Source organism: Streptomyces sp. NPDC031111 (assembly GCF_055570675.1).
Genome location: NZ_JBVIGS010000010.1, coordinates 187,009 through 203,571 on the forward strand (window position 1 = coordinate 187,009; position 16,563 = coordinate 203,571).

General features: G+C 73.5%; 13 protein-coding genes. 7 read left to right on the top strand and 6 right to left on the bottom strand.

Annotation, left to right across the window (positions count from 1 at the left end):
- Positions 1–147: 147 nt before the first annotated feature.
- The 4 genes from ACZ470_RS22005 to ACZ470_RS22020 all read right to left on the bottom strand — a co-directional run bounded on the left by ACZ470_RS22005 (position 148) and on the right by ACZ470_RS22020 (position 5,747).
- The gene (locus ACZ470_RS22005) at positions 148–1,512 is read right to left on the bottom strand and encodes an FAD-dependent oxidoreductase (RefSeq protein ID WP_468429539.1); all 1,365 of its coding nucleotides are present in this window, start codon (positions 1,510–1,512) and stop codon (positions 148–150) included.
- A gap of 104 nt (positions 1,513–1,616) precedes the next feature.
- Entirely contained in the window at positions 1,617–4,385 is a 2,769-nt protein-coding gene (locus ACZ470_RS22010; protein ID WP_468429541.1) for a SpoIIE family protein phosphatase, read from the bottom strand.
- A 202-nt stretch (positions 4,386–4,587) separates the two neighbouring features.
- Positions 4,588–5,133 carry a hypothetical protein gene (locus tag ACZ470_RS22015; RefSeq protein WP_468429543.1) on the bottom strand — a complete coding sequence of 182 codons (546 nt, stop codon included), beginning with the start codon at positions 5,131–5,133 and terminating at the stop codon, positions 4,588–4,590.
- Between the two features lie 29 nt (positions 5,134–5,162).
- On the bottom strand, positions 5,163–5,747 hold the full coding sequence (locus tag ACZ470_RS22020) for an ATP-binding protein (protein WP_468429728.1): 585 nt from the start codon (positions 5,745–5,747) through the stop codon (positions 5,163–5,165).
- 152 nt (positions 5,748–5,899) lie between these two features.
- Between ACZ470_RS22020 and ACZ470_RS22025 the strand changes: the two genes are divergently transcribed.
- Positions 5,900–6,130, top strand: coding sequence for a DUF397 domain-containing protein (locus ACZ470_RS22025; protein ID WP_468429545.1), 231 nt, complete (start codon positions 5,900–5,902; stop codon positions 6,128–6,130).
- A 159-nt stretch (positions 6,131–6,289) separates the two neighbouring features.
- Entirely contained in the window at positions 6,290–7,210 is a 921-nt protein-coding gene (locus ACZ470_RS22030; RefSeq protein WP_468429547.1) for a helix-turn-helix domain-containing protein, read from the top strand.
- Between the two features lie 71 nt (positions 7,211–7,281).
- Here ACZ470_RS22030 and ACZ470_RS22035 read toward each other — a convergent pair whose 3' ends face one another.
- Positions 7,282–8,103 (bottom strand): SAM-dependent methyltransferase, encoded by an 822-nt coding sequence (locus tag ACZ470_RS22035; RefSeq protein WP_468429548.1) that lies wholly within the window; start codon positions 8,101–8,103, stop codon positions 7,282–7,284.
- A 326-nt stretch (positions 8,104–8,429) separates the two neighbouring features.
- On the opposite strand from ACZ470_RS22035, the gene ACZ470_RS22040 reads away from it, so the two are divergent.
- A complete protein-coding gene (locus ACZ470_RS22040; protein WP_468429550.1) occupies positions 8,430–10,115 on the top strand; it encodes a hypothetical protein in 1,686 nt (561 codons plus the stop codon).
- Between the two features lie 18 nt (positions 10,116–10,133).
- Here the strand turns inward: ACZ470_RS22040 and ACZ470_RS22045 are convergent, their stop codons facing one another.
- Positions 10,134–10,340 (bottom strand): hypothetical protein, encoded by a 207-nt coding sequence (locus ACZ470_RS22045; protein WP_468429552.1) that lies wholly within the window; start codon positions 10,338–10,340, stop codon positions 10,134–10,136.
- A 114-nt stretch (positions 10,341–10,454) separates the two neighbouring features.
- Between ACZ470_RS22045 and ACZ470_RS22050 the strand changes: the two genes are divergently transcribed.
- The 4 genes from ACZ470_RS22050 to ACZ470_RS22065 all read left to right on the top strand — a co-directional run bounded on the left by ACZ470_RS22050 (position 10,455) and on the right by ACZ470_RS22065 (position 16,224).
- Positions 10,455–10,667: a hypothetical protein gene (locus ACZ470_RS22050; RefSeq protein WP_468429554.1), complete on the top strand. Its 213-nt coding sequence runs from the start codon at positions 10,455–10,457 to the stop codon at positions 10,665–10,667.
- Between the two features lie 367 nt (positions 10,668–11,034).
- The gene (bdeA, locus tag ACZ470_RS22055; protein ID WP_468429556.1) at positions 11,035–11,937 is read left to right on the top strand and encodes a bis(hydroxyethyl) terephthalate hydrolase; all 903 of its coding nucleotides are present in this window, start codon (positions 11,035–11,037) and stop codon (positions 11,935–11,937) included.
- A 166-nt stretch (positions 11,938–12,103) separates the two neighbouring features.
- On the top strand, positions 12,104–14,806 hold the full coding sequence (locus tag ACZ470_RS22060) for a helix-turn-helix transcriptional regulator (RefSeq protein WP_468429558.1): 2,703 nt from the start codon (positions 12,104–12,106) through the stop codon (positions 14,804–14,806).
- 146 nt (positions 14,807–14,952) lie between these two features.
- On the top strand, positions 14,953–16,224 hold the full coding sequence (locus ACZ470_RS22065; RefSeq protein WP_468429560.1) for an RsbRD N-terminal domain-containing protein: 1,272 nt from the start codon (positions 14,953–14,955) through the stop codon (positions 16,222–16,224).
- The last annotated feature ends 339 nt before the right edge of the window (positions 16,225–16,563 follow it).

The window sequence follows — 16,563 nt, forward strand, 5'->3', positions numbered from 1 at the left end:
TGGTGTTTCGGTGAAGAGTCGGATCGTACACACGGCATCGCCGTTGTCACCCGCCGGGGTGACGACTCGAGCACGCGCCGAGCGCCCGCCCGGTCCGGGAAGTGGACCGGACGGGCGCTCGGTGGTGTGCCCTCGAAGGGCGGTGGGTCAGGCGCCGCTCTCGCGGAGCATGTCCTCGCGTTCGACGATCTTCACGCGTTCGCGGCCCTGAGGCTCGCCCAGCGCCTTCTCCGCGGCGTCCAGGCGGTACCAGCCGTCCCAGGTGGTGAAGCGGATGCCGCGTTCGGCGAGGAACGCGTCCACGGCCTCCGGAGCAGGGGACCCGGGCGTCTGGAGCCTGCCGCCCGCGTAGTCCTCCAGCAGGTTCGCCACGGTCTCGTTGGCGTCGCCCTTGGTGTGGCCGATCAGGCCCACCGGACCGCGCCGGATCCAGCCGGTGACGTACGTGGACGACAGGTGCTCGCCGGTCTCCTGGACGACCCGGCCGCCCTGGTCCGGGACCGTGCCCGAGTCGATGTCCCAGGGCAGCTTGGGGAGTTTGTCGGAGAGGTAGCCCACGGCCCGGTAGACCGCGCTGACGTCCCAGTCCTTGAACTCGCCGGTCCCCTTCACATTGCCCGTGCCGTCGAGTGCGGTGCGCTCGGTGCGCAGCCCGACGACCTTGCCGTCCTCGCCGAGGATCTCCACCGGGGACTCGAAGAAGTGCAGGAACAGCTTGTGCGGACGGTCGCCGGTGTCGCGGATCGCCCAGTTCTCCAGGGTCTTGGCGACCATGTCGGCCTGCTTGTTGCCGCGCCGGGTGGCGATCGAGCCGTCGTCGTAGTCGATGTCCTCGGGGTCGACGACGACCTCGATGTTGGGGGAGTGGTCCAGCTCCCGCAGCTCCATCGGGCTGAACTTCGCCTGCGCCGGGCCCCGGCGGCCGAAGACGTGGATCTCCACGGCCTTGTTGGCCTTGAGTCCTTCGTGGACGTTCGGCGGGATCTCGGTCGGCAGCAGCTCGTCGGCCGTCTTGGCCAGCACGCGGGCCACGTCGAGCGCGACGTTGCCGACACCGAGCACGGCGACCTTCTCGGCCTCCAGCGGCCAGGTGCGCGGCACGTCCGGGTGCCCGTCGTACCAGGAGACGAAGTCGGCGGCGCCGTAGGAGCCGTCGAGGTCGATGCCCGGGATGGGCAGCGCCCGGTCGGCCGTGGCGCCGGTGGCGAAGATCACGCCGTCGTAGAACGTGCGGAGATCGTCGAGGTGGATGTCGGTGCCGTAGTCCACGTTGCCGAACAGACGGATCTGCGGCTTGTCGAGCACCTGGTGCAGGGCCGTGATGATGCCCTTGATCCGCGGGTGGTCGGGGGCGACGCCGTAGCGGATCAGTCCGAACGGCGCCGGCATGCGCTCGAAGATGTCGATGGACACGCCGGGTTCGGCGGCCACGTCGGACTTGAGCAGGGCGTCGGCGGCGTAGATCCCGGCGGGGCCGGATCCGACGATGGCTACCCGCAGGGGGCGGGGCATGGTCAGGTTCCCTTCGAGCGATGACAGGCGACTCGATGGGAAGCCTAAACTGAGGCATGCCTTACCTGGTACGCGGGTCCGGTCTATGGGCTCATAAGCGGCTCTTATGAGTTCTCCCCAGGCTCCCTTATGTCCGGGGGGACCGGCTGCTCCGCCCAGATGACCTTGCCGGCGGGCAGATAGCGGGTGCCCCAGCGCTCGGCGAGCTGGGCGACCAGGAACAGCCCCCGTCCGCCCTCGTCCGTCATGGTCGCGTACCGCAGATGGGGCGAGGTGCTGCTGCTGTCGTAGACCTCGCAGATCAGATTGCGCTCGTGGAGCATCCGCACCTGGATCGGGGCGCCGCCGTAGCGGATCGCGTTGGTGACCAGCTCGCTGAGGATCAGCTCCGTGCTGAACATCAGCTCGTCCAGCCCCCACTCGGCCAGCTTCCGGGTGACCGCGGCCCGCACCTCGCCGACGGCCGCCGGGTCCGACGGCACCGGCCACTCGGCGATCCGGCCGGCGGGCAGCGCCCGCGTGCGTGCCACGAGCAGCGCGATGTCGTCACCGGCCCGCGTCGGCCGCCGGGACTCCAGGACCACCCTGCACGTGTCCTCGGGCGAGTCACCGGCCCGGGACAGTGCCTCGCGCAGCCGCTCCAGACCGACGTCGATGTCGTGCCCCCGGTCCTCGACCAGACCGTCCGTGTAGAGGACGAGCCGGCTGCCCTCCGGCAGTTCCCGTTCCGCCGACTCGAACGGCAGGCCGCCGAGCCCCAGCGGCGGGCCGACGGGAACGTCCCAGAACTCCACACCGCCGTCCGGGCGGACCACGGCCGGCGGCGGATGACCCGCGCGGGCCACGGTGCAGTGCCGGGAGACCGGGTCGTAGACGGCGTACAGACAGGTCGCCCCGGTCACCGGCGCGCTGTGCTCGTCCTGCGCCTCGTCCTGGTCGATGCGGCCGACCAGTTCGTCCAGCAGGGCGAGGAGCTCGTCGGGCGGGAGGTCCAGCGAGGAGAAGTTGTGCACCGCCGTGCGCAGCCGCCCCATGGTCGCCGCGGCGTGCAGGCCGTGCCCGACGACGTCGCCGACCACGAGCGCGACCCGGGCCCCGGACAGCGGCAGCACGTCGAACCAGTCCCCGCCCACCCCGGCCTGCGCGGGGAGGTAGCGGTAGGCGATCTCCAGGGCGCTCTGCTCGGGCAGGCTGCGCGGCAGCAGGCTGCGCTGGAGCGTCACCGCCATGCTGTGCTCACGCGTGTAGCGGCGGGCGTTGTCGATGGAGACCGCGGCCCGGGCGACCAGCTCCTCCGCCAGCGCCAGCTCGTCGGTGTCGAACGGCTCCTCCTTCTGCGAGCGCCAGAAGCTGACCACCCCCAGCACCAGGGCGCCGGCCCGCAGCGGCACGGTGATCAGCGAGTGGATGCCGTACTCCACGACCTGTCCGGAGCGTTCCACGTCCTGTGCCTGCCAGCCCGGCGCCTCGCTCAGCCGGGGCTCCAGGACGGGACGGCCGGTGGCGAGGCTGACGCCTTGCGGGGACGACGCCACGAAGCGGATCTGCTCGCCCCTGGGGTAGAGCGGCGCGTCGTCCCCGATCCCCGTGCTCGCCGCGCGGCGCAGCCCGCCGGCCGCGTCGGGGTGGCCGCCGGCCAGCACCGGCTCGAACAGGTCGACCGTGACGAAGTCGGCGAACCGGGGGACGGCCAGCTCGGTGAGCTCCTCGGCCGTGCGGGTGACGTCCAGGCTCGTCCCGATGCCCACCCCCGCGTCGTAGAGCATGTTGAGCCGCTCGCGTGACTCCTCGGCCCGGCCGGAGAGGGCCCGCAGCTCGGTGGAGTCGCGGACCGTGGCCACGCTGCCGGGCGGGCCGCCCGCCCGGTCGGTGGGCCGCTGGTTGACCGCCAGCAGCCGGTCGCCCACCAGATGCACCTCGTCCGTGGCGACCCGCCCCGAGGACAGCAGCTCGGCGGTACCGGGGTCCAGGCCGATGTCCAGCACCTGCCGGCCCTCGGCGTCCTCGGGCAGGTCGAGCAGCCGGTGCGCCTCGTCGTTGGCGAGCATGAGGGTCCCGTCCCCGTCGACGATGATCACCCCTTCGCGCACCGCGTGCAGCACCGCGTCGTGGTGTTCGTACATCCGGGTCATCTCGTGCGGGCCCAGCCCGTGGGTCTGGCGCAGCAGCCGTCTGCTGACCAGGGCGGCGCCGCCGGTCGCCAGCGCGAGCGCCGCGAGCGCCGCGCTCAGGACGAGTGGCAGCTGGTCCTCCGCGGCCCCGCCGACGTGCTCGGTCGTGATGCCCGCCGACACCAGGCCCACCACCGTGCCGTCGGGATCCTCCACCGGCACGACCGCCTGCACCAGATGCCCGATGGTGCCCTCGATCTCCTCCACCACCGGCTCCCCGGCCAGCGCCGGCTCGATGGTGCCGACGAACTGCCTGCCGATGCGGTCCGGCCTGGGGTGCGTGTAGCGGATGCCGTCGGTGTTCAGGACGACGATGAAGTCGACCCGCGCCAGCTTCCGGGCGGCCTCGGCGCGCGGCTGGAGCTCGGCCGTGGGGTCGGGGGAGTCCAGCGCCTCGATGATGCCCGGCGAGTTCGCGAAGGTCTCCGCGACGGCGAGCGAGCGGTTGCGGGCTTCCTGTGTACTGTCCCGCCGCACCTGGAGCACCAGCGCCACGACGGCGGCGACCACGAGCAGCAGCACGATCATCAGGTGCAGCAGGAACACTTGTCCGGCGACGCTGCGCCCGCTCAGTGCCGACCGTACCGCCGCCGCCGGATTCCACCGGGAGCGGCCGTCTTCGTGTCGCCGACGCCGTACGGACGCCGCGGCACCGGGCCGCAGGGGCGACCGGGTCCGGGATCGACCCATGAGTCGGACCATGTGCCATGTCTACACTGCCGCGCCACGCGAGGCGAGGGACGGGCGCCCACCTGACCGGCGGGTTGTCGCCGTGGGGTTCCCGGGTCGCGCGCGGCCGTCCCCCGTTGACCGCGCGCGACCCTCCCCCCGGCGCGCGACTCGTCCCCCGAAGGTCGCGCGCGCTCCCCGCCCGGGCCGTCCCCGGCTCCCGGGCCGCACCGGCTCAGTCGGCCAGTGCGCGGGCCAGTTCCGTGGTGGCCCGGGCGATCTCGGTGTCCGGTTCGGCCAGCAGCCGGTTCAGGTCGTCGCGCCGGGAGCGCACCGCCTGGCGCGCGGCCCGCTCCCACACCACCGGGTTCTCCCGGTGATTGAGCAGCTTGGGATACGCGGCGGCGGTGCTCTCCCACTGCCGGGCGTCGGCGATGGCCTTGAGCAGCTGGATGATCCGGGCCCGGCAGGTGACGTGCGGCAGCTGGGCCAGCTCCCAGAGGAAGGGGACCGTGGCGGCCGTGGCCTGTTCCGTGACGAAGCCGTACTGGCAGATCCGTTTCCGCAGATCCTCCAGGGCGGCGCGGGCCGTGCCCGCGTCCCCCCAGGCGATGCCGTTCAACAGCAGGGGGATGGCCGCGGCCGATCCGGTGGAGTCCTGCATGTCGGCCCACGGCACGCGGGACAGCGCCGTGAGGGGCGTGGAACGTGCCACTCCGGTGGGGGACGTGTGGCGCACAGGGCGCTCGCTGCTCGGCTGTTCCGTAGAAGCGCTGCGCATGGCGAGGGTGCCTTTCCGCGGCAGTCGTGTCAGGTGGGCGGGTGGGTCGACAACCGGGCCCACACCGTCTTGCCCGCGGGAGGGGTGGGGGTCCAGCCCCACGCCTCGGACAGGGCGTCGACGATGCACAGACCCCGGCCGTGCTCCTCCAGGCCGGGGACGGCACCGGACGGGCGGACGGGCGGGTGGTCGTCGGGGTCGGAGACGGTGAGCAGCAGGTGCGCGGGCTCCAGCCGGAACCCGAGCCGGACGTCCGGCGCACCCGGGCACCGCGGTGCCGCGTGCGTCACGGCGTTGGCGGCGAGCTCGGTGATCACGAGGGTGGCGTCGTCGCAGCGGTGGCCGAGCGACCAGACGCGCAGGGTGTCCCGGGTGAAGGACCGCGCACGCGCGAGCCCCTCCCGGCCGCGTGCGATGCGCAGCGCGGCCGAAGGGGACGCGGCGCGGACCGTCTCGGGCACCGGGTGCGGTTCCCCGTGCGGCACCGCCGGGAGCGGTGCGCCGGGCCCTGCCTGTGCCGTGCCGGGGCCACCCGTCGGTGTCACGGCCACGGCCGCCGGCCGGAGCAGTGGATGCGCAGGTGATGACACGGCATCTCCCCGATGCGACGTCAGGACAGGGCGCCAACACGGGGGTTGACGCCGCGGCTATTATCCACGCTGACAGCGCTCGCGTGCAATTGCACGAGAAATTGCGCGAGATTTTTCCCCGGAGCGTTCGGGCACCGAACGGCGCGCCGGGGCACGGGAACAGCAAGGAGACAGCGGTGCCAGGAGTGCGCAACGGAGTGCGGGCCAGCCAGTTGGACGCCCGCTGGATCAAGAGCCGGCACAGCAATGCCGAGGGCAACTGCGTCGAGGTGGCCCCGCTGACCGACGGGGGCATCGCGATGCGCAACTCCCGTGACCCCGACGGCCCCGCCCTCGTCTACACGACCGCGGAGCTGGCCGCGTTCCTGGCCGGCGCGAAGGACGGCGAGTTCGATCACCTGGTCTGAGTACCCGCGACCCGTCGGCGCCGGCGCCCGGTCCGGTGCCGTCCGGGTGAAGCGGAGCTCAACTCACCACTTCTCCGGGGCTTTCGTACACGGATGCGGTGAGGGACAGTCAGGTGCGATAGTGTAAATCGCCCTTGTGCCGGTCTGCTGGGAGTCAGGATGTCCGCCGCGTCGCATCGTATCTCCCGCCTGGAACCCTATCTGGACAGGCCCGAGCCCGCTCCGACCCTGCTGAAGATGCTGGTCGGCGTACAGCTGGCGGGCTTCCGGGACGACGCCGGACTGTCCCAGGACCAGGCGGCGCGCACCGTCGGTTTCAGCGCGGCGAAGCTGTCCCGCATCGAGTCCGGCAAGGGCCGCCGCCCGCCGACCGAAGGCGACGTCCGCGCCCTCCTCGAGCTCTACGGCACCGACGAGTACGAGGCCTCGGTGCTGCTCAAACTGCTCCGCCGGGCCGGCGAGCCGGGCTGGTGGCAGCGGTACGACAAGCGGCTGATGCCCGAGTGGTTCGACCGTCTGGTCGGACTCCAGGAGGCAGCCGCCACCATCCGCACCTTCGAGATCCAGTACGTCCCCGGACTGCTCCAGACCGCCGCCTACACCCGCGCGGTGGTCGAGCGGGGGCTCCCGAACGCCCCGGCGAGCGAGGTGCAGCGCCGGGTCGAACTCCGTATGCGCCGCGCCGAACTGCTGATGCGCGAAGGCGCGCCGCAGATCTGGGCCGTCGTCGACGAGTCGGTCCTGCTGCGCGTCCTGGGCAGCCCCGCGGTGATGCGCGAGCAGCTGGAGCACCTGGCGACGATGGCCGAGCGCCCCAATGTGACGGTGCAGATCGTGCCGCTGGACGTGACGAACGCCTCGGCTCCCGCCATCCCCGTGACCTATCTGCGCTTCGGCGGCCTCGACCTGCCCGACGTGGTCTACCTGGAGCACATCAGGAGCGCCAACTTCCTCGAGGACCGCGACGAGACGGAGGAGTACCGGATCGCGCTGGACCGTCTCGCCGACGAGGCGCTCAAGCCCCGCGACTCGGTGGACCTGCTGCGCAGGACGATCAAGGACCGCTACGCCCCGGCGTAGCGCCGGCGAACACGCCCACGCCCCCGGCGGGACCACGTCGGTCCGGCCGGGGGCGTCGAGGTGTCAGCGGGTCACTGCGGGATCCGGCCGACGCCGCCGAACTCGATCCATTCCTGCGTGAGCTGACGCGGCGCCACCTCGGTGTCCGGACGCCAGGTCGACACCTCCACCAGGCCCGGTTCCAGGACCTCAAGGCCCTCGAAGTACGACGCGACGTCCGCCTCCTGCCGCACCCGCCCCCAGTGCCCCTGGGTCGCCCGGTCCATGAAGTCGGTGACGAACTCGCGGACCTCGGCGTCCTCGCTCACCAGCTGGCACATCACCATGAAGCTGCCCGGGGCGAGCCGTTCGCGCACCCGGCGGGCCAGGGCGAGCGGGCCGTCGCTGTCGCTGTCCGGGATGCAGTGGAAGACCGAGTTGAACAGCACGCAGACCGGCTCCGAGAAGTCGATCAGGCGCTGGGTCTCCGCGTGACCGAATATCTCGTCGGTCTCGCGCATGTCGGCCTGGATGACCGCGGTGCGCTTGTCCTGCTCCAGCAGGGCCCGGCCGTGCACCAGCACCATCGGGTCGTTGTCGACGTACACCACGTGCGTCGTCGGGTCGATGCGCTGTGCGACCTGGTGGACGTTGTCCTGGGTGGGCAGGCCGGAGCCGTGGTCGAGGTACTGCCGTATCCCGTACTCCTGCGTGAGGGTGCGGACCACCCGCTGGAGGAAGCGCCGGTTGTTCAGGGCCAGACGCCGGGTGCTGGGCACCACCTTGTCGAGTTCCTCGGTCGCCGCCCGGTCCGCCGCGTAGTTGTCCTTGCCGCCCAGGTAGTAGTCGTACATGCGCGCCGCCGTCGGAACGGTCGCGTCGATCTCGGTGGACAACTGCTTACCGGTGTGCATCGTTCCCCCTGCGGGCGCGCCAACTGGACTGGCTGGACAGGAAGTACATCCTAGGGAGCGCCGTGTCCGCCGTGCCAGCCCGTCGGCGAACGTCGCCCGGAACGAACGACACGCCGGGCACCCTTGAATACCCACCGTGTTCATGCGGGTGCGAAGTGTGAGTATCGATCCGCGGCTCCCCGTCAGCGCCTGACCACACTGGGTGGATGCCCGCCGCTCCCTGCGCGAGCGCGTGTGCCCCGCTATCGTCGGTTTCGTCCCCACGGGACGTTCGTCGCCGGCAGGGCGGTGGCCGGCCCATCCGCTTCCCCGGGAGGCAGGCACTCATGGACGACTACTACGACCTCGGAACCTACCGCCGGCCCGTGACGACCTCCTCCGCCGAAGCCCAACTCTGGTTCGACCGCGGGCTGCTGTGGACGTACGCGTTCAACCACGAGGAGGCGGTCGCCTGCTTCGAGAGGGCGGCCGAGGCCGACCCGGACTGCGTCATGGCCCACTGGGGCATCGCCTACGCCCTCGGCCCCAACTACAACAAGCCCTGGGAAGCCTTCGACGGCGACGAACTCGTCCACACCGTCGCACGCACCCACCGGGCGGTGGAGCGGGCGCACGAGAAGGCCGCGCACGCCACCCCCGTCGAGCGGGCCCTCGTCGAGGCCCTGCGCGCCCGCTACCCCCAGGCACGGGCCGCCGAGGACTGCTCGGTGTGGAACGAGCCCTACGCGGACCGGATGCTCGCCGTGTACGAGAACCACCCCGGTGACCTGGACGTGGCCACGCTCTGCGCCGACGCCCTGATGAACCTCACCCCCTGGCAGCTGTGGGACCTGCGGACCGGCCGCCCCGCCGACGGCGCCCGCACGTCGGAGGCCAAGGCCGTCCTCGACGGCGCGCTCGCCACCGCCGACGGCGCCCGGCACCCCGGAGTCCTCCACCTGTACGTCCACCTGATGGAGATGTCCCCCACCCCGGAAGCGGCCCTCACCGTCGCCGACCGGCTCCGCGGCGCCGTGCCCGACGCCGGGCACCTGCTCCACATGCCCTCGCACCTGGAAGTGCTGTGCGGCGACTACCGCCGGGTCGTCTCGGACAACACCGCCGCCATCGCCGCCGACGAGAAGTACCTCGAGCGGGCCGGCGCCATGAACTTCTACACGCTCTACCGCGCCCACAACCACCACTTCAGGATCTACGGCGCCATGTTCGCCGGGCAGTCACAGGTCGCCCTGGACGCCGTCGCGCGGCTCGAGGCCGCCATCCCCGAGAAACTGCTGCGGGTGCAGAGCCCGCCCATGGCCGACTGGCTCGAGGGATTCCTGGCGATGCGCGTCCACGTCCTGATCCGCTTCGGCCGCTGGGACGACATCCTCGCGCTGCCGTTCCCCGCCGACCCGGAACTCCACTGCGTGACCACCGCCATGCTCCACTACGCCCGGGGTGTCGCCCTCTCCGCGACCGGCGCCACCGACCGCGCCGAGGCCGAACGGGCCGCCTTCCGTGCGGCCGTGGACCGCGTCCCCGGGACCCGGATGCTGTTCAACAACACCTGCCGCGACATCCTCGCCATCGCGTCGGCGATGCTGGACGGCGAACTCGCCTACCGCAAGGGCGAGTACGACGCCGCCTTCGCCGCGCTGGAGCGGTCCGTCGAACTCGACGACAACCTGCCCTACGACGAGCCCTGGGGCTGGATGCAGCCCACCCGGCACGCGTACGGGGCGCTGCTGCTGGAGCAGGGCCGCGCAGAGGAGGCCGAGGCCGTGTACCGCGCGGACCTCGGCCTGGACGCCACCCTGCCCCGGCCACTTCAACACCCGGGCAACGTCTGGGCGTTGCACGGATTCCACGAGTGTCTGACGCGCACCGGCAAGCTGGGCGAGGCCGCGATCGTCGCCGCACAGCTCAAGCAGGCGGCCGCGTTGGCGGACGTACCGATCGAGGCGTCCTGCTTCTGCCGGCTGGAGATCCACGGGCCGGCGGCCCCGGGCGCCGGCCACCCCTGCCACTGAGCCGGCCCGCTCGACGGCTCAGCGGGACTCGACCACGGTCTGGAACGTCTTCATACAGGAGAAGCAGTGCCGGTCCGTCGTGTGCCGCCGAGGTGATTCGTCCTCCTTCTCCACTCCGCAGAGCGTGGATGTCTTGTCCGGCGTGAGGACGTGCCACACCGGCTCTCCCGAAATGTCCGCACCGCACCACATCTCGTGCATCGCCAGCTCCCTCCGGGTAGGCATGGGGGCCGCTCCCATACGAGCACGGGACGGGCCCGGACGGCTCGTCCGGCGAGCCAGTCGGGTGATGTGCGGGGCCGGGATGCATACCGGCGGCACCGGCAGGATCCTGGAAGGATGACCAAGGCGCCGATCGTGGTGCACCCGCCGCTCGGGTCGGGCGGCCGACGGGTGACGGTGCGGGGTGAGATCGTCGGCCTCGCCAACTCCGACCGCGACGTGGTGGAGTTCCTGCGGCGCGCGGGGCTGCCGGAGGGCGAACGGCTGCTGGACGACCCCGCCTGGGTGAAGTGGGCCGGCGGCCGGGCCCACGTCTACGACGCCGCCTGACGAGCCCTCCAGCGACCGCCGCGCCAGCGTGAACGGCGCGCGGACCGCGAACCGCGGCCACCGTCGGCGCCGACTCCGACGGTGACCGCGCCTGTCCGTGTACCCCCGGTTCGACCCGGCATGCGACGCGCGACTCCATGTTCGCCCCCGGATCCGGGCGGTGAGGCCCCGCGGCCCGCCGCCCCGCGTCCCGGCGCGGCGCACGAGACCGGTGAGATTGCCGGTCCGCACCGACCCTCCCCTCTCCGACAGTGGCACCCCCAGTCAATCGGCGGCGCCACCGGCCCGTGCACGGCCCCAACCACACCGTGATCCCCGTGCACAACGACGGCCGGGCGGCCCGCCGCGACAGAGAGGACCACTCGTCGTGCAGCAGCACCCCCACAGCAGCAGGCGCCGGACCGGCCGGCTCGCCGCCCTGGCCTCGGCCGTGGCCGCCGTCGTCGGACTCACCACCCTCGGCGGCCCCGGCGCCCACGCGGCGGACAACCCGTACGAGCGCGGCCCGGCCCCCACCGAATCGAGCATCGAGGCGCTGCGCGGCCCCTACTCCGTGTCGGACATCTCCGTCTCCTCGCTCTCGGTCACCGGCTTCGGCGGCGGGACCATCTACTACCCGACCAGCACGGCCGACGGCACGTTCGGGGCGATCGCCATCTCGCCCGGCTTCACCGCCTACCAGTCCTCCATCTCCTGGCTGGGCCCGCGCCTGGCCTCCCAGGGCTTCGTGGTCTTCACCATCGACACCAACACCACCCTCGACCAGCCCGCCTCCCGCGGCAGCCAGCTCCTCGCCGCGCTGGACTACCTGACCCAGCGCAGCGCGGTCCGCGGCCGCATCGACAGCAGCCGGCTCGGCGTCATGGGCCACTCGATGGGCGGCGGCGGAACCCTGGAGGCGGCGAAGGACCGGCCCTCGCTCCAGGCGGCGATCCCGCTGACACCGTGGAACCTCGACAAGAGCTGGCCCGAGGTCAGGACCCCCACCATGATCTTCGGGGCCGACGGCGACACCATCGCCTCCGTCTCCAGCCACGCCGAGCCCCTCTACAGCGGACTGCCGTCCTCCCTGGACCGGGCCTACATCGAGCTGAACGGCGCCACCCACTTCACGCCCAACTCGTCGAACACGACGATCGCGAAGTACAGCATCTCCTGGCTGAAGCGGTTCATCGACAACGACACCCGCTACGAGCAGTTCCTCTGCCCGCTGCCCCGGCCGAGCCTGACGATCGAGGAGTCCCGCGGCAACTGCCCGCACACCTCCTGAGATCCCGAAGTCCCGCTGAACGAACACCCGGTGGCGGTCCGCGCACGACGGCGGGCCGCCACCGGCGCTGTGCGCGCGCACCGCCACGCACCGGTCGCCTTGGGCCGCGGCACACGTGTGGACGCGCTCCCTCCACCTCACCTTACGCGTGAGTAAGGTCGAGGGAATGACCGGACAGACGACCCCACGGCGGCAGGCGCTCCACCGGCTGCTGGCCGTGCTGCGCACCGACGGCGGCGTCCGCGTCGTGACCGGTGAACCCGGTTGCGGCCGCACGGCGTTCCTCGAACACGCCGCCCGCTCCTTCCGCGCCGGACCGGTGTGGCACGTACGCGCCGACCCGGCCCGCACCGCTCAGCCCCTGAGCGGCCTCCACACCCTGCTGCGCGCCGCCGGCCGCCCCCTGCCCGCCCCCGGGGACGCCACGGCGGGGGAGTCGCTGCTCGACGCCCTGCGCGCGGCGGCCGGTACGGCGCCGCTCCTGGTGTGCGTGGACGACGCGCACCTCTGGGACGACGCGTCGCGCGCCGCGCTGGGGCACGCGGCCGTGCGGGTCCACGCGTCGGGGATCAGGGCGGGACTGCTCCTCACGGTTCCCGGACACCGGCCCGTCGGCGGGGGGTTGGCGGCGCTGCCCGTGTTCCGGCTCGGTCCGCTGCCACCCGGGGACGCGGCACGACTGGTCGACGACGTGACCGACGGCGCCGTCGACCCGGCCGTCCGCGAGGAACTGGTGACGGCGGCGGAGGGCAACCCCGCGCTGCTGGTGGCGCTGACCCACCGGCTGTCCCCCGACCATCTGGGCGGACGCCGGGCGCTGCCCCGCCCCCTGGCCGACGGGGAGATCCTCACCGAAGTGGCCGGCGGGTGTCTGACCGGCGTACCGCCCGACCGGGCCGGCCTGCTGCTCACGGCCGCGGCCGCCGTGCGCGCGACGGGGGAACCGGACGCCGACGCCGGCCTCGTACGACGGGCCGCCGGGCCCGGTTCGGCGGAACCGCTGCCCGAGGTGCTCGTCCTGGCCGACGGCCGCCTGCGGTTCCGCAGCGCGCTGCTCGGCCGGGCGGTGTACGCCGGAGCGCCGCCCGAGCGCCGCCGCGCCGCGCACCGCGCACTGGCCGAGTGCCTGACCGGCCCGGGCGTGGACGGCGTCCTGGCACTGGTGCACCGCTCCTGGACCGTCACGGGGCCCGCCCCCACCCTCGCGGCCGAACTGGCGGCGGCAGCGGCGGACCCCGCGTCCGCGCTGCCGCCGGGCCTGCGCCGACGGGCACTCACGCGCGCCGCCGAGCTGACACCGGACGACGCGGAGCGGGCCCGCCACTACACCGCCGCCGCGGAACAGGCCGTCCTCGCCGGGCACTCGCCCGACGCCCTGCGCCTGCTCGACGCCGCCCGGAGCCGCCGGGCACCCGCCTCCTCACGCGGCGCCGCGGAACTCCTGCGGGGCACGGTGCTCCTCGCCGACGGGCCGGTGGACGACGCCCGCGAGTCCTTCCTGCTCGCCGCGGGGCTGCTGGTCACGGTCGACGACGAGGCCGCCGGCACCGCGGCCCTGGGAGCGGCGGACGCGGCCTGGGCCGCGGGCGACCCGGCCTCCTGCCTCCACGCCCTCACCCCCGTGCCGGAGGCCCCGGCCCACGGCCCCGCCGACCGGACCCCGCTGATACACGATCACCGGGACGGGATGCGCGCCGTTCTGCTGGGCAGGTTCGACCGCGCCGCCGGACCGCTGCGGCGGGTCGTCGAGCGCGGACTGTCCGACGACGAGCCCCAGCGGCTGCTGCGGTCCGCCTCCGCCGCGCTGATGCTCGGCGAGGTCACCGCCGCCCGCCGCGCCGGCGCCCGGGCGCTCGCGGCGGCCCGCACCCTCGGCTCCGCCGCCCTCGAACCGAGAGCCCTGGAGTATCTCGCCTACGCCGAACTGCGGGCCGGACGCCATCAGCTCGCCCGGACCCACGCCGAGGAGGGGCTGCGCACCGCACGGCGTACCGGACAGCGCAACACGGCCGCCCACCACCACGCGGTACTGGCGCTCGCCGCGTCCATCGAGGGGGAGAATGAGGTCGTCGCCGAGCATGTGGCGGCCGCCCTGCGCACCGCCCGCGAGCACGGACTGGCGCAGGCCGCGACACTCGCCCAGTGGGCCGCGGCCCGAGCCGACCTGGGCGCCGGCCGCCCCCGCGAGGCCGCCGACCGGCTCGGCCCGCTGGTCCGCCCCGGTACGCGGCGCGGCCACTTCGCGGTGTGGATGCTCGCCGTCCCCTGCTTCGTCGAGGCCACCGCACTCGCAGGCCGGCCTGAACACGCCTCGCCGGTCGTCGAGGACTTCGCCCTGTGGGCCGACTGCGGGGCCGACCCGCAGGCCCCCGCGCAACTCCTGCGCTGCCGCGCGCTCCTGGCCGTTCCGGACGCCGCCGACGCGCTGTACCTGAGCGCCCTCCGCCGCCACGACGCCATGACCGGCGACTTTGAGCGGGCGCGCACGGAGTTGCTCTACGGCAAGTGGCTGCGCCGCCGGCGCCGGCTGCGTGACGCGCGCACCCACCTCGGAGAGGCGCTCCTGGGCTTCGAGCGGTGCGGCGCGCACCTGTGGGCGCAGCAGGCCGCCGCCGAACTGCGCGCGGGCGGCGCGGCCCCGGCGGGCGCCGACGCCGGGGAACTGTCCCGGCTGACCCCGCAGCAACTGCGTATCGCACGGTGCGTCGCCGAGGGCGCCACCAACCGGGAGGTGGCCCTGAGCCTGTCCGTCAGCACCCGCACCGTCGACTACCACCTGCGGAACGTCTTCGCCGTCCTCGGCGTCCGTTCCCGGGTCGAGCTCGTCCGCCTGGTCGAACAGGCGGAAAAGACCGGTGCACAACTCTAGGGACCGACCGGACGGTATGCCATCCTTCGGGGCAGGACGAGTCCGACGGCGGCCGGCCCACGGGCTCCCCGTACCGGCCGGGCGCCGGTACGGGGACCGCCGCCGCGCGGGCACCGCCGGGAAGCCGACCCTGGGGGAGATGCGCGATGCAACACGCCGTACGACCACGTACCCTGCTGCGCCCCGGACCCATGCCCGCGCCGCGGCCCCGGGCGCCGCGGGTGCGGTCGCTGATCGACGCCGACGCGCTGCATGTGCTGCACCGGGCCGCCCGCGTCCTGCTGGACGACCTGCCCCAGCTCACCGACCGGCTGGTCGCCGCGGTGCAGGAACAGGAACCCGCCTACCGGGCCGCGATGGAGAGCGACGCCACCGAGACCTGGCAGGAGGTGCACCGCTCGCTGCGGCACAGCATCGCCTCGCTGCTGGATCCGCGGGGTGCCCGGGACGCGGCCCGCCGCTGCACCTGGAAGATCGGCGCCACCCGCGCCGAGCAGGGCCTGCCCCTGGACGCGTTGCTGCACGCCTTCCGGCTGGGCGGCTCGCTGGTGTGGCAGGGCCTGGTCGACGAGACCTCCCGGTCCGCGCCCGAGGACGTGCGCCTGCTGGTGCATGTGGCGTCCGACGTGTGGGACTTCGTCGACGAGCACTGCACCCTCGTCGCGGACGCCTACCGGCAGACCGAGCGGCAACTCGCGTGGCGAAGGGAGAACAGGGTGCGTCTGCTGGCCGCGGCCCTGCTGGACGGTACGAGCAGGATCGCCGACCTGCCCGAGGCGGCGCAGGCGCTGGAGCTGCCCGAGCACGGGCGGTACGTGGTCGTCGCGGTCGCCGGCGGCGGGCTCACCGGTTGTTCCGGTGCCCAAGCGGCCCTCGTCCCGGGTGTGCGCGTGCACTGGCACACGGGCGTGGACGCCGACTACGGCATCGTTCCCGTCGCGGACGGCGGGGACCCGGTCGTGGCGGAGGAGCAGCCGCCCGGGGCGCGGGTGGGCGTCAGCAGCGTGGTCGAGGGGCTGTCCGCGGTGGGGGAGGCGCGGCGGCTGGCGGACACCGCGCTGAGCCTGTGCCCCCGGGAGGGCGGCACGATCCGGCTGACCGAGCACCTGCCGGCGGCGCTGGTGGTGTCGAGTCCCGAACTCGGCTCGGCGCTGGCCGAGCGGCTGCTCGGCCCTCTGGCCCACCTCGAACCGGCCGACGCGGAGGTCCTGCTGGACACCCTCGCCACCTGGCTGGCCTGCGACGGCTCGGCCCAGCGGGCGAGCCGGCGCCTGTACTGCCACCGCAACACCGTCCTCAACCGCCTCCGCCGCTACGAACAACTCACGGGCCGCTCCCTCTCCCGCCCCTCCGACCTGATAGAAGCCAGCCTCGCCCTGACAGCCCGCACCCACCTCCCCCACCCCCGCCCAACCTGACCCACCCGTCCCAGCCGGCGGCAGCGCCGCCCCGCGCCTTGCTGTGGGCGGCGGTGCCCCCGCAGCTGCGGGCAGTCGTGCCGCCCCCACCCGGCTGTGGGTGGCGCTGCCGCCGCAGCTGCGGGCAGTCGTGCCGCTGGGGCGGCACGGGTGGGCGCAGCGGCACCCTTCCGGAGGCGGCGAGCGAGACCCGGCCCCGTGTCGCCCCGGCCGGCGCCCACCTGGGCACCCGCACAACCCCCACCCGCCCCCATTGGTACGCCGCAGCGTACGGGCACCGAAACCTGTACCGCCCGCCCTCCCCCGTGCTGTCGTGAGCACCCCTTCCCCCGAAGCCAC

What these genes read in the sequence shown, in the direction of transcription:
- ACZ470_RS22035 (WP_468429548.1), bottom strand. Translation starts at nt 8,103, where the DNA reads ATGCACACCGGTAAGCAGTTGTCCACCGAGATCGACGCGACCGTTCCG.
- ACZ470_RS22030 (WP_468429547.1), top strand. Translation starts at nt 6,290, where the DNA reads ATGTCCGCCGCGTCGCATCGTATCTCCCGCCTGGAACCCTATCTGGAC.
- ACZ470_RS22050 (WP_468429554.1), top strand. Translation starts at nt 10,455, where the DNA reads ATGACCAAGGCGCCGATCGTGGTGCACCCGCCGCTCGGGTCGGGCGGC.
- ACZ470_RS22005 (WP_468429539.1), bottom strand. Translation starts at nt 1,512, where the DNA reads ATGCCCCGCCCCCTGCGGGTAGCCATCGTCGGATCCGGCCCCGCCGGG.
- ACZ470_RS22065 (WP_468429560.1), top strand. Translation starts at nt 14,953, where the DNA reads ATGCAACACGCCGTACGACCACGTACCCTGCTGCGCCCCGGACCCATG.
- ACZ470_RS22045 (WP_468429552.1), bottom strand. Translation starts at nt 10,340, where the DNA reads ATGCCTACCCGGAGGGAGCTGGCGATGCACGAGATGTGGTGCGGTGCG.
- ACZ470_RS22010 (WP_468429541.1), bottom strand. Translation starts at nt 4,385, where the DNA reads ATGGTCCGACTCATGGGTCGATCCCGGACCCGGTCGCCCCTGCGGCCC.
- ACZ470_RS22060 (WP_468429558.1), top strand. Translation starts at nt 12,104, where the DNA reads ATGACCGGACAGACGACCCCACGGCGGCAGGCGCTCCACCGGCTGCTG.
- ACZ470_RS22040 (WP_468429550.1), top strand. Translation starts at nt 8,430, where the DNA reads ATGGACGACTACTACGACCTCGGAACCTACCGCCGGCCCGTGACGACC.
- ACZ470_RS22015 (WP_468429543.1), bottom strand. Translation starts at nt 5,133, where the DNA reads ATGCGCAGCGCTTCTACGGAACAGCCGAGCAGCGAGCGCCCTGTGCGC.